The 13,215-nt window shown below is 57.7% G+C and carries 9 protein-coding genes; 4 read left to right on the top strand and 5 right to left on the bottom strand.

Annotation, left to right across the window (positions count from 1 at the left end):
* The 4 genes from ACTJK5_RS12550 to ACTJK5_RS12565 all read left to right on the top strand — a co-directional run.
* A partial coding sequence (locus ACTJK5_RS12550) for an ATP-binding domain-containing protein (RefSeq protein WP_440612611.1) occupies window positions 1-1,640 on the top strand: 1,640 nt, incomplete at its 5' end.
* 365 nt (window positions 1,641-2,005) lie between these two features.
* The gene (locus ACTJK5_RS12555) at window positions 2,006-2,515 is read left to right on the top strand and encodes a hypothetical protein (RefSeq protein WP_440612612.1); all 510 of its coding nucleotides are present in this window, start codon (window positions 2,006-2,008) and stop codon (window positions 2,513-2,515) included.
* Window positions 2,490-3,053, top strand: a complete 564-nt coding sequence (locus ACTJK5_RS12560) for a hypothetical protein (protein ID WP_440612613.1) — start codon at window positions 2,490-2,492, stop codon at window positions 3,051-3,053. The genes ACTJK5_RS12555 and ACTJK5_RS12560 overlap by 26 nt, the downstream gene beginning before the upstream one ends.
* Before the next feature lie 375 nt (window positions 3,054-3,428).
* Window positions 3,429-3,965, top strand: coding sequence for an HNH endonuclease (locus tag ACTJK5_RS12565; RefSeq protein WP_440612614.1), 537 nt, complete (start codon window positions 3,429-3,431; stop codon window positions 3,963-3,965).
* A 36-nt stretch (window positions 3,966-4,001) separates the two neighbouring features.
* Here the strand turns inward: ACTJK5_RS12565 and ACTJK5_RS12570 are convergent, their stop codons facing one another.
* The 5 genes from ACTJK5_RS12570 to hsdR all read right to left on the bottom strand — a co-directional run bounded on the left by ACTJK5_RS12570 (window position 4,002) and on the right by hsdR (window position 12,658).
* Window positions 4,002-4,928, bottom strand: coding sequence for a restriction endonuclease (locus ACTJK5_RS12570; protein ID WP_440612615.1), 927 nt, complete (start codon window positions 4,926-4,928; stop codon window positions 4,002-4,004).
* A gap of 7 nt (window positions 4,929-4,935) precedes the next feature.
* Complete coding sequence (locus ACTJK5_RS12575) at window positions 4,936-6,330, bottom strand: hypothetical protein (RefSeq protein WP_440612616.1); 1,395 nt, start codon at window positions 6,328-6,330, stop codon at window positions 4,936-4,938.
* Window positions 6,327-7,637, bottom strand: coding sequence for a restriction endonuclease subunit S (locus ACTJK5_RS12580; protein ID WP_440612617.1), 1,311 nt, complete (start codon window positions 7,635-7,637; stop codon window positions 6,327-6,329). Before ACTJK5_RS12580 ends, ACTJK5_RS12575 begins: the two co-directional genes overlap by 4 nt.
* Window positions 7,634-9,172 carry an N-6 DNA methylase gene (locus ACTJK5_RS12585; protein WP_440612618.1) on the bottom strand — a complete coding sequence of 513 codons (1,539 nt, stop codon included), beginning with the start codon at window positions 9,170-9,172 and terminating at the stop codon, window positions 7,634-7,636. The genes ACTJK5_RS12580 and ACTJK5_RS12585 overlap by 4 nt, the downstream gene beginning before the upstream one ends.
* 78 nt (window positions 9,173-9,250) lie before the next feature.
* Complete coding sequence (hsdR, locus tag ACTJK5_RS12590; RefSeq protein WP_440612619.1) at window positions 9,251-12,658, bottom strand: type I restriction-modification system endonuclease; 3,408 nt, start codon at window positions 12,656-12,658, stop codon at window positions 9,251-9,253.
* Window positions 12,659-13,215: the final 557 nt, after the last annotated feature.

Raw genomic sequence — 13,215 nt, forward strand, 5'->3', positions numbered from 1 at the left:
CCGTCGCCTTTGCCACGCATCGCACGGCGGACGGATTGCAGCAGTATGCGGAGCGAAACAGCATTCGCTTTGCCAATGATCGAGAGCAGGCCTGTGCCGATCTGATCCGGGATTATCTTGCCGATCGGGCGCAGAACCCGGAAGGCTCCCGCATTGCATTAGCCCATCGCCGGGTGGATGTTCGTGCTATCAATGACGGCATTCGAGATGCGCTGCAGGCTGAAGGATTGCTGGCGAAAGGCGATGGTCAAGCTGGCAGTCAACAAGGATACGGAGAGGCCCAAGGAAACCGTGAGATCATCTATCAGACCGTCAACGGCAAGCGTGCCTTCGCGCCTGGCGACCGCATCGTCCTTCTGGAAAACAATCGCGATCTCGATGTGAAGAATGGCATGCTGGGAACAGTGGAAGCCGTCGAGCCGAACGCACTACATCTGCGGCTCGACGGATCTTCGGGCGGACCAAACAACGTCCGCCATCTCGCTCTACCCGTCAAAGATTACCAATCCTTTGATCATGGCTATGCCACCACCATCCACAAAGCCCAGGGCGCCACCGTCGACCGCGCTTTCGTCATGGCATCCTCCACCATGGACCGGCATCTGACCTATGTCGCCATGACGCGTCATCATAAGGATGTGACGCTGTATACTGGCCGCGATGAGCTGAAGGACATGAAGGAGATGGTCGCCAGCATGGGGCGCTCCGGCGTCAAGGAAACCACGCTCGACTATAAGCAGGTGTTTGCTGAACGGCGCGGATTGCAGGCGAGAGCAAGCGGGACGAGCGAGCTTGAGGTTGCCACAATCGGAGCGAAGGTCCTTCAGCAGGAACGTGCGGTCGAGCAACCGCAACCGCTCGAACAAACGCTCTCACAGAACAACGACACCCCTGCCCCGCTCGCACCAGCGATCACGCATTACGACCAAACCATCGACGAGGTCGCCTGGCACAATGCCATGCCGCATCTGGAGAGTGAGATCCCGCATCTGCAATTGATGGCAGGCTCGGTCTATCAGGATCCCTTTACCGTTGCTCTCACCTTCAAGGGCCTCATCCTGGATGACAAAATAGACAAAGGCGAACTGGTCACAGCGGTCAGAGAGCGGCCGGAGCAGTTTGGGGGCTTGCGTGGCAAGACCGGCCTGTTCGGCGACAATGCAGAGCGCAAGCAGGCACTGAGTAGAGCACAAGGCCTCTCCAGCCATGTCGGGTATGCGGCAGAAACCTGGGAGCGACGTTTGGACGAAGCGCGCCGGTCGGAAGAATGGCAGCGCGAGAAGCGCGACATCGTCGAGGTGCCGGCTCTCACACCCAAGAGCGAGGAGATGCTGAAAGCGTTCGACCAGCTCGACAGCGGCCAGAAGCCGCAGTTCCTTGAGCGGATGATGGAGACGCCGGAGGGTCGACAGGCGCTCGCCGAGTCAGCCGCGATCGCTAACGCGCTCGATAAACGATTCGGGACGAGCAACAGGCGAGAGCTGGAGAAGATGGTTATGCGGCTGGGCAAGGATCAGCTTCAGAACGTCGATCGCATCAGGAATGTCGCGCGGCTGGTTGAGCGGGCACATACGGCTGAGCAGAGAAGGACGTATCAGCTCGAGCAGTCGCTGCGGAAAGGGTTAGAGCTCGGGCGTTGAACGGCTCGATATGGTCAATGCGTTGCTGAAGTCGTTTGCGGAGAAGCCGAACGGACGGCCAGAAAAACGGCTGCGTTTCGGTCTTGCTGTCCCGTATTTGACAGGATGCGGATAGCGAACGTCTGCATTTCCAGCGGCCACGATCACCTCCTTCTCACCTGCCACACGGTAACCGCCTGGCCGGCTATACGGCGGCGGTGTCATCTGGCCGAGCCCGGTTACGGCCAAGTTTTCAAATCGGACGCATTGTTCGCCGAATCGTCGGGCGCAAGGTGCTGCTGCATCGAGGCATGTCCTCCCGCCGATGACACCAGCACCGTGTAGATGCTCTTGCGCGCGGGTTCTTAACGCGATCCATTGCCGCCATGAGCTTGTCGAGACCATCATTCGCGATCGTAGAACCACTTTTCACGGTAGTTATCCAGCGTCACGGCAACCACTTGTGGCGTGATCTGTCAGGACAAAACGAACGTGGCGATGTTCCGGCACTCATAACAGAAGAATACGAGGCGAAGGATTGCCAACTTCAGCTCAGCCGGAAAACGATGGAGGCCGACAAGCGTTCTGCCAATGTAGTTCGCGACATATTGTTCGGCTGCTTAGATGTAGAGCATGATCAAAGCGTCTCCGTCGCCGTGATCGATGCGCAAATGTCGTTTCGCCAGTTCCGGCGTGATGCCCGTCGCTCGGCTGCTTCCTGTAAAAAAGCTATATTCTGGGTCTCCTGTAAGGTTTTCCCGCGCCGGTCCCTTGAAATGCAAGTGAATTGGAGATCACCGCCGACAGATTCCATTAAGCGGGTGGTGATAGGTCCGTCGGATACTTGCTCGCTAAACAAGGAGGATAGAAATGCGCGTTATAAGATCCAAGGCTGACCTCGAAGAACTTAAAGAAGACCGGTCTCTGGTATCGGTGTATGTTGACCATGGATATTCAGTAGAAAACATCGAACTCGTCCTTCGTATGAAGCGCGCCTTCGACGCTCACGTTGCCGATGCATGGCATATGCTCATTCCGTGCAGTGAGGGCTACAGAGTGGACTCTTGGATAGACGCTGATGCATTCGGCTATCAGTTGAACCGGCAACTTGCGCGGGAGTATCAAGTTAGAGAGAACCATCTCCCTGCACTCGTTTTCGAGTTCGATCCCGACAAGGAATATTTCTACGTCGCTCTTGGTCAGAAGACGGAAGACAAACGAACCGAAATGATCAGACATATCGCCACGATGGCGGTTGAGGAGCAGGAAAAGGGATCCAAGGACGCAATCGAGTTCCGGGGCCGGCTGCATCAGAATATTGCCATCTACGCTAGGCAGCAGAAGGCGCTCACGATCATCTCTAAGACATCTTCCCGCCTCGCTGACTTGATTGGCCTTGGTGCAAATCTTAAAGGCCTGATTGACAACCATTAGTATCGCTCACTTTGCTGACCAATGCCGCCGTCCCCTGCGGCATGAGCAAGGGCAGCCTCGACCTTTTCCTCTGACGCGGACGCCAGGTGAAAAAGCACGGTCGGGCTGGTCGCAAGTTCGACCGCTCGCTGACGATAAGCCTCGAGGTTTCAAGCAACAGCACTATAGCTTCGGGCCGTCTTCGATGAGATATCGCATCGCTGTGAAACCCATTTTTCGACCGTCCCCGGCTCGACGAGTTCCGACGTGTTCTCCAGCGCGGCGCCCAAATCGTAAGCTTGCTGCAAAGGCGGCCTTCGCAAAGAGGACTGCTCAACTAACAAAGGTGCATTCGGCCGCGCCGTACGGAATATTCCTGACGCTGAATACGACACGATGCTTGCTGCCGGCTTTGCTCATATCCTCGGAAATCGTGATCGAGAGCGCCCAACGCCGGATCCTGTCGAAGAGGCGCGTGTAGGATTTGGCGATAACCCGCAGATGCCTTTTGAGATCGACAGCATCGATCGGCGCATCGTGTCGCAAGTGGTGCAGCGCCCCTTCCGGGACAGAGCATTCTCCGCAGCCATAAAGACGGCCTACCACGACACATGCGCTGTGACCGGCCTCAAGCTTTTCGACGGCGGCGGACGATCGGAGGTGCAAGCCGCCCACATCCGCCCGGTGGCCCATGGCGGTCCGGACAGCGTTCGCAACGGCCTTGCACTCTCTGGCACCGTACACTGGATGTTCGATCGCGGCCTGGTTTCGGTTGACGACGAGTACAGCCTGTTGATCGCAAGCGGCGGCGTTCCTGATACCATCACGCGGCTCATCAATCCGGAGCGACGTCTCCTCGTCCCATCACGCCCTGACGACCGGCCGCACTCGCAGTTTTTGCAATACCACCGTGAGACGGTCTTCAAGGGATGACGAGGCGGAAATTATTTCCGCCAAAGAGGCCGATCCTCAATCTTCGCCGAAGAAATCTTCATCCAGCCGCTTGAATTCGACAGTCCGGTAGCTGCGGACGCCGACGCCGTGTTCGATCATCAGGTCGGCCAATTCCTGCCCGTCGATGAGGATGATGCGCTGGGCCAGATGCCTGACGTAGTCCCGAGCTGGTTGGCTGAATGTGGAGGTGGTGACGAAGACACCCTTGGTGGCACCGAGGCCGACGAGGCCTCCGACGAAGCCGTTGACATCCGGGCGCCCAACGGCATTGCCGGGGGCGTAGCGCTTGGCCTGGACATAGATGCGGTCGAGGCCGAGGCGATCTTCGTTCACTATGCCATCGACACCGCCGTCACCGGAGCGGCCGAGCTGCGCTGCGGCATCCTTGTGGCTGCCGCCATAGCCCATGGCAACTAGGAGGTCGACGATAAGCTGCTCAAAGAAGGCAGGACTGTTGGCGAGGATGCGCTGAAGCAACTCATCGCGCAAGGCAGCCTGCATGGACGCATAAGCCACATCGATCTGCTCTTCCGGTGTCGTCCGGGCAGAGATGTCTTGGACGGGCTTGGCAGGAATGCAATCCTCTTCTGCTGCCGCGCCTTCGCTTCTGTAGAATTCTCGGAACTCAGGCTCATGCATCAGCAGAGCCACATCGATACGTTCCGGAGACATCGCCAGCAGCGCCTTGCCCTTGTCAGTTGCAACAAAACGACCGCGTGCGGGCGAGGCAACCAGCCCGGCCTTGCTCATATAGAACTTTGCCCAGTGGATGCGGTTGTGCAGCAGGCGCTGCCGCCCGCTCGGCAGAAGCTCATCGCGCTCTTCCTGGGTCAAGCCAAGTTCATCGCCTATGCGCTCTGCAACGTCGGCCACGCGGGTTTCACCGGCAGCAGCCATACGGAGGACAGGAAGCATGAGGGTCTGGTAATCGGGTATTGGCATGATGGCCTCACAGTCGCTCAACGTCTTGGACACAGTCCATGAGTCGCCGAAACTCGGGGTTGGGCATGTCACTTTTCCACTTGTTGATAAAGCGGCAGACCACCTGCAAATTGCCCTTCGCGTATTGCCCATTGCTGTCTATGCGGTCCAATGACGCCAGCATCTGTTTGTCGGTTTCCATACCGAGAAATTGTAGTGGCAACCCGGAAAGCGCGCATAGTTGGTCCTGCATTTCAATAAGTTCTCGAATAAGCCGCTCGAGATCGCCATCTGAAAGCAGAAGATCCTTGTTCTTCACAAACTTGATGGCCATTTGTCCGTTAGAGACTGACGTCGTGTACTTCGCCGTCTGGACCATCGACAAAACGGATTTATCAAGAGCGGACAACGCACTAAGTGGCTCCGCCTGCGACTTGCTTTCCGCGATTTTCTGTCGCCAAGCAGCTTTTTGGTGCCAATGCTCTAGCTCCAGATCTTGCACCAATGCCATCGCATATTCAGCATTTTCACTGCTCAACTGTTGAAGCGTGCCCTCGGTGAAGAGAAACTCACGCCCCTTCGGGTGGAGGCCCCTCCATAAAAGTTGATGCCCTTGGAATGTAACATTCCGCCATGGCTCGCATGCCTTGAAGCAGACGATCACATCGCGTCTGTCTGGCAGCGGCTCAAACTGTCGTTCAAAGATGGGCGCTTCTGCGAGTGACTTTGTCCACCATAGCTGGTCCTTTTCGCGGTGGATCCAAATGTCACCCTCTGTTTCGGCAATGGCCGACATGAGATTATACCAGCGCGATGCAACAGACCTTGTCGGAGTTGCACCAGCAGCCGTTAGCCCTTTAAGAGAGTGCTCGATAAACCCTTCACGGTTTCCGCTTTTCCAGAATTCGAACGCCTCAACGTTCATCATCGTGGCAACGGCGCCTCTTTCAAGACAGGATGGCCATGCCCAGTTGCCGCGACCAAAATTGGCGATGAACACGCGCGAAGTGTTATGAATGGAGTTCGAAGAAACGGATCGCGTTGCGAGGCTCCGCTCGCTAGCGACGACCGGTGGGGGTGCTGATCCTCCCACTGTTGCAGCTTTGCGGAGCGACAGTCTGAACTGGTATGGCGACAACTGCTGGAAAACCACCACATCGCCAAGGTTAGCTCCGGTATCTTCGAAGAAGGTACGAACGAAGGAGCGATTCTGAAAAAAATTACGAGGCGCGCCGTCCTCAGTTGTCGGGACATATGTGTCGATCCGAAGATCCTCGTACTCGAGTGAAATCCGGTTCGCAGGAGGAGAATTCCGTGTGGAGCCTCCGAAGACGTCCGGCGGGAGTTGGTCCCGAAACGATGTGATGTAGATATGGCCCGACTTGAGATTGGCCTCAGTCAAAGCGCTCTCATAAACCTTCATGCCTTAGCACCCCGCCTGCGTTTGCCCTTCGGCTCTGCCTCGCGCTTGGCGTGGATGCGGGCGAGCAGGTGTTCGGCGGGTTCGTCGTTTTCGTCCTGAGGGACCAGTTCGCCGCGGAAGGCTTTAGCAAAGATTGCCTCGTCCAGCCGGTCCACCAACTCCAGCGCGCGCTTTGCCTCTTTCGCCAGCCGGTCGATTTTCGCGAAAGCGGATTCGATGCGGCGGACAATTTCGTCTCGCAATTCAAAGTCCGCATATGGGATGAAAAGTGAAAGGAGACTTTTCTGCCCTATGTTTCGCATGGATAGCTGATTACCAGACGAAATGTTCATAAGAGCCTCACGCCCCATCGGTGATCGCAAGTACCACAGGAGCCACTTGTCTATCGGCTCGCGGAACTCGAGTCTGAGGATTTTATCGCTTAGGTATAAGTTGTCCGGAGTATCCCCTACGATGACAACGGCACCCACCAATTCGATCGTGTTCGCACGGGAAAACAGAAAATCGCACGACCTTATGCGCGTGTCCTCTTCGGGTTCGAAGTCCGACGGAAGCGTCTTTGACTGGTCTGGACGAAATTCACCCCAGGTTACCGCGCTTACCTTCACGACTCCTTTTTCATCCGAACGCGGCGGTCTTTCTTCGCAACGCAAGTTCTTGCCTGCTTTAATGCGCACAACAAGTTCATTCAACTCCTTGCGACCCAACTGCCCGCTGAAGGCCTTGCTGAGCACGGCCTGTTTGTAGCGTGAGACGAGGGTTTCGATGCGGGCGAGTTGGGTGCGGGCGTGAGCGGATTTCGCATTCAGCGCATTCAGCTTGGCCACGATGCGCTTTTGCTCTGCCAGGGGCGGGATTGGAATCCTGTGGTTGAGTAGATCGCTGTCTGTAATGGCCGGATAGAGGGTCCCGTCCTGCTTCAGACTAAGTGGACGTATAAACCCTTCTGATCGAACAAGGGGGAACAGAAAATCCGACAGAACTGCGTGCGACGGGCGCAGTACCGCAATGCCGGTCGAAGTGATTTCGCCGTCCAGCTCATCGGGGACCAAAGCGATGTTTTTCAGATAAGTCCTAACGGTCGAGAACAAGACGTCTCCGCTACGAATTCTCCTCTTTGCCCTAGACGGCGCGTCACGGCCAAGAGTCGTCTTAGGGTTTTCAATTGAAAAGGTCTTGTTGTTAATCGAGCCGATGTCGACGTATCGAAACGCGAGGTCAATCTCCTTAGTTGGATCGCAGTTTTCCGTGGGCTGAACTACTTCCCGCACCTCAGCCTCAACCCACCCCTTCGGCAGCCCGCTCATTCCGCCGCCTCCGGCAAAATCTCCTCGCCCAGCTCCGCCATCAGCGCCTCGATCTCCAGCGTCGCGGCCTGAAGATGGCCCAAAATGGCGGCGGCGATGTCGTCGGGTTCGATGAGACCTTCTTCCGCCTCTCCCTCGGCCTCTCGCAGCCAGGCGATATCGAGGTTGTCGCCACGGGCGGCTATAGCCTCGCGGGTGAACATGCGCCAGCGGCCGGCTTCGCCTTCATCCGGGCCGCGCTCCTTGCCGTAAGGGTGTTTGCCGAAGGCATGTTCGAAGCCTTCGAAATGGGCTTGCGTCAGCGGCGTGGTCTTGCCGAATTTCGGCATCTGGGCGCGCAGGTCATAGATCCATACGGATTTGGTGTTGCCGCTCTCGGTCTTGGCCCGCGTCAGGAAGATCACATTGGTCTTCACTCCTTGCGCGTAAAAGATGCCGGTCGGCAGGCGCAGGATGGTGTGCAACTCGCACCAGTCCATCATCATCCGGCGCAATTCGCGCCCGCGCCCGTCTTCAAACAGCACATTATCCGGCACGACGATCGCTGCGCGGCCACCGGGCTGCAGTGCGCGGATGCAGTGTTCGACAAAGGGAAGCTGGTAGGAGGAGACGTTTGCGGTGACGGAGAGGTCATCGCGGGTTGGCGCGCCGCCTGCCGGGCCGAAGGGCGGGTTGGTGAGGATGAGGTTGGCGCGGCCAAGACCCTTGCCCTTGTCTGAGAGCGTATCGCCGAGATCGACATGATCGCCGTCGATGTCGTGCAGATAGAGGTTCATCAGCAGCAGGCGCAGCGTGCCGGGCACGTTTTCCATGCCGTGAATGGCGCGGCGCTTCTGGAACTCCTGCTCCTTCTCGCCGAGATCGAGATAATCATCGGTGCGCGCCTTCATGTAGCGATCGGCGGCAATCAGAAAGCCGCCGGTACCAGCGGCGGGATCCTGAATGACTTCGCCGGGCTGTGGCTGCATCAAGCGGACAAGAAGTTCGATCAGCACGCGGGGTGTGAAATACTGCCCGGCGCCGCGCTTGGTTTCTTCCGCGTTCTTCTGCAGCAGGCCTTCATAGAGATCGCCGAACTGATCGCGCTCCTCGGAGAACCAGTCTAGCTCGTCGATAGCGGTAACCAGCGTTGTCAGGTTCTGCGGCTCGCGCAGGAAGGTGGAGGCGTTGTCGAAGATCTTCTGGACCATTTCCGGCAGAGGGCGGGCATCGCCATAACGCTTGCGCTCTTCCGAGCTGGCGCCGTCGCCGGGCGAAAGCACGAGGGCATCGTCCTGTCCCAGCCGGGTGCTCGAGGCGCCGAGGGTGACGAGAACCTTGCGGTAATGTTCGAGCTTCGCCAGACCGTTCGCCGAGACCAGATCCGCCCAGCGCATGCCCTTGGGCAGGCTGCCTGTCTCGCGGTTGCGCTCGGCCATCATCTTCAGGAACAGCAGATAGGTCAGCTCGGTGACATATTGCTGATAGGTGATACCGTCCTTGCGCAGGACCGTGCAAAGGCGCCAGAGTTTCTGGACGATGGCATTGGCATTCATGGCATGATTCTTTTCGGATCGGGGATCGTTATTGCGGTTTTAGCGAGCGAGCGGCTCGGGTCAACGCCAGTCTGAGGATCAGGCGGCGGGCGGCGCCCAGATCGCCTCGTTGAAGGCGTGCAGGACTTCATCGAGTTCTCCATCAAACTCCTGCGCGATGCGCTTGAAGCCCCCCTTGTCGGCAAAAGCGCCCTGGTCGAGCAGCGTCGGATCTGCGACAGGCTTGTCCTTCAAGGCACGCCCAATGCGGCGCAGCCATTCCTTCTGCTTTTGGGTCCAAGATCGAGAAGCCTCAATCTTGACGATCGCATTATCGACGCGGGTGGCGTAAGGGATGAGCGGGTCGCCCAAAGCTGCCTGGCGGACGAAGCCGATGATATGGGCGGCGATATCGGCATTGCGAGCGCGGCCATAGGCAGCGCGCAGCATGGCTTCCGAATAGTTCTTCTCGTCGAGCAGGCCTGCGAGTTCGGAAAGCTCCTTGCGGGTGAGATCACGCGGGCGCTGGGTGACGGCAATCAGCGCCGGGACCTGGTTCATGTTTTCGCGTACGAAGCGTTCGAAGCCGGTGATGTAATCCTCCGGCGTCGTGTTCTTGCCGAAGATTTCTTCGATGCGCAGCAGTTCGTCCTCATGGGTGGAGATCGCTACGCCATCACTCTTCGTCGTGATGAGCGGGCGGCGCTCCAGCAGTTCGACAGCCCGAGGATGGGCCGCCAACCACGTCTGAAGCTCGCTACCGGAACGAGTGGAGAGCCGTTGCAAGGCTGCGTCAGGGCTTTCGCCGGTCTGTCGCTCGAAGCTTTCTCGGGTGTCTTCATCCATGCGCTTCACCAGGCTGCGCATGCGCACGATGACCTGGCCGGCAACCCATTGTTTGTCTTCTTCGGTTTCCGCCTTCTGAAAGTCTGCCACAAGTTGACCAAGCGCAATATCCGGCTTGACGACGACGGGTCGCATATCGCTCATTTCTTGTAATTCGGCATAGAGATCGACGGCATCGAAGATACGGAAATGCTCTTTTCTAATATCGGGGCAGAGTCGCGTGGCACGGCCTATCATCTGGTCGTAAAGGATGCGGCTCTTGACCCTACGGACGAAAACGAGATTGCAGATGGATGGCACGTCCACGCCGGTGGTCAGCAGATCGACCGTGACCACGTATTTCGGATAGGGGTCGTTCTTGAACTTCAGGATCAGATCATCTGCCTTGTCGACCGTACCGGTGATTTTGGCTACCATGCCATGCGGCACGGCGTCTGCGCCGTATTCTTCCCGAAGTTCCTCGGCCAGCAACCGCACGATGTCGTCCGCGTGGGCATCGCGCGCGGCAAAGATCAGCGTCTTTCCAGCCTTGGATGGCGGGATTTCGGTGGCGATCGCCCGGCAGACGATGCGATTGAAAGCCTCCGAATAGACGCGCCTGTTGAACTCGGCAAGATCATAATCCAGCGAAACCTCGTCGGGCAGTTCGAAGAGATCGATCTGACCGGTCTTGCGGTCGATGATCTCGACTTCCTCGCCACCCTTGAAATGGATACCGGCTTCCGACAGGGCGGTGGTAATGCGCCTCGGTGGCAGGTGGTCGTTGAGATAGCCTTCGACGACAGCCTGGCGGTAGCCATAATGGAAGACTGGATGGCCGAAGATCTCACGGGTGTGCAGCGCGGGTGTCGCCGTAAGCGCCACCTTAACCGCATCGAAGTAATCAAGGATCTGGCGGTAGGCCGACTGGTAGTCGTCGATGTTTCGAAAGCCGATATCACTTTCGCGCAGCTCAGCATCCAGCGTATAGCCGCGATGGGCTTCGTCCACGATGATGCAGTCAAAGGTGCCAGGCGTCGGACGCTTTGTCGGGTCAGCTTCGTTCAAGATGCGGGAAATCAGCGACTGTACGGTCGCGACCTGCACCTGATCCTCATCCTCCGGCAGCTTTTGCTCCAGCCCGGCAACCTTGTATATCTGGGCGAAGTTCAGCATGCCCTCGATCTCGGTGGTTTCGAGCGCGTCGCTTGTCTGTCGGCCGAGCGCCTTTCGGTCCACGAGGAAGAGGATGCGGCGGAAGCGCTTGTGCTTCAACAGGCGATACATCAACGCGATCGCCGTGCGCGTCTTGCCCGTGCCGGTCGCCATGGAAACGAGGATGTCGCGTTGGCCGGCAACTACGGCGTCTTCAATCGCTGAGATCGCCTCTTCCTGGTACGGGCGCATCCGGCCTTTGCCGAAGCTTTCTTCGGCCAGCCCCTGAGCTGCGGTATCGACATCGGTGGTCAGCTTGTCGAGAAGATCCTTCGGCGAGAACCAGCTTGTCATCGGGACGGGGTGGTTGGTCTCCCGCCGTACATCACAGTACCAAATGCCGGATTTTGTCAGCCACTGGCGAACATAGGGTCGACCGTTCGTCGCGAAGACGAATGGCACGCGGAAGGGCTCGTTCAGACCGCGTTTCCAAGGGCCATCCGGATGGATCTCTTCCGGGGAAAGCACGATGGTCCGAGCGTAACGCTCAGCCTGATGGAGGGTGGAGGGAACGTCGACGCTCTCACGTTTGGCCTCAAGGACGCCGACGCAGGTTAAGCTGACGAACAGTACATAGTCTGCCCGACCACCATCCGACGGCCATTCGGCGATCGCGAGATTACGTCCCTCCTGCGGACGCGCGCCTTTTTGATAGGTCAGGTTATCGCTATCCGCCTCCCAGCCGGCATTGACAAGCTGAACGTCAATCAGACGACGTGTCTGGCGCTCATCCAGTTCCAGGCGAGCCGCCGCCTGAAGACCTGCCTGTTTGAGCTCAAACTGAATTTGATCGGGCTGAGCCTCCGCCACCTTCTGCAGTTCGGCAAGCTTGCGGGAGAGCGCGACCTGATTGGCCTCCATCTGAACCGCAGCCCGTTCCAATACTTCACTATCGGCCGCCGCCTGCCGAGCTAGCTCTTCGGCAGCGGCACGCGCCTTGGCGAGTTCCTCAGACGAAGCATGAGCAGCGGCCAGCTTTTCCTCGGCTTCCCGGACTTGGGTCCGAAGAGCTGCGAGCTCTGCTTGCGTCGCTTGGTCGACGTCTGCTGTGGCCCTAGGCGGCACGAACGGACCGGGATTGAAGTTCGGATCGCGCCCGTAGGTGCGTCGGTACCAGACACCGAGCGCTCGACAAAACTTCAGCGCCGCTAACGCCTCCGCGGACGAGCCCGACAGACTGTGGGCCGCCTTATTGCCGCTTCTCCGCACGGCATGGAAAATGTCGGAGACCTCACGTGGCAAGACCTGCTGCGTTTGAAGACGTCGAAGGAGATCGTTTGTTGTCTCTCGAGCAGCAGAATCGTAAACGCCGGAAAGAGCGGCGATCTCCTTGACCATATACTCGCCGAACTGGCGACTCTTGATCAGGGAGGTGTTGGCATCTTCGGTAAAGAACCGTTCTGCAAGCACACCGAGACGATGCAGCTCAACGCTGAGCTCCTGTAAATGATCGAAATTCGCCGACAATGCCCACCCAGATGCTTCGCAATACCCTCGAAAGGAACATGCCACAGGTCACGGAAGCAGGCAAACTGAGTTGCACTAATCTAAATCTCCGAAAGCTAATGCTCAGATAGCGGAAATAATTTCCGCTGCATTCAACCTGCCACCGGACCTGAGTTATCTATTCATCCCGCCATTGCCGTGAAGGGTGACTATCTGACATTCGTTCTGACGAGTGTTTTAGACAATGAAGATGTCGGGCGTCTCCCTTCGATGACCGAGATGGGGCCCCAAGCTAACTGAACGATGTCGTAACACACTTGGTTGAAGCGGATAGTCCTCGCCCCTCTCGAAAGAATGATGAGCGGTTCTGCGAACTGGATCCGCTTCTGCTGAACGCTCTGTACCTATCTCTCGACGGCCTCAATCCCCAGCAAACTAGCTGGCGCGACGACTGCGGCAAAGCCTCCATGGGCATCGCATCTTCGTGTTCTTAATTCGATTCGCGTCAAGTGTTGCGTCGCAACGTGATGTTAATTTCATCTTCCAACTGTCGGAATGGGATTCCGAACTGACGAGTA

Origin of the sequence: Agrobacterium sp. 22094, from assembly GCF_052046015.1 — a bacterium.
In the GTDB taxonomy this organism is placed as follows: Bacteria; Pseudomonadota; Alphaproteobacteria; order Rhizobiales; family Rhizobiaceae; genus Agrobacterium; species Agrobacterium cavarae.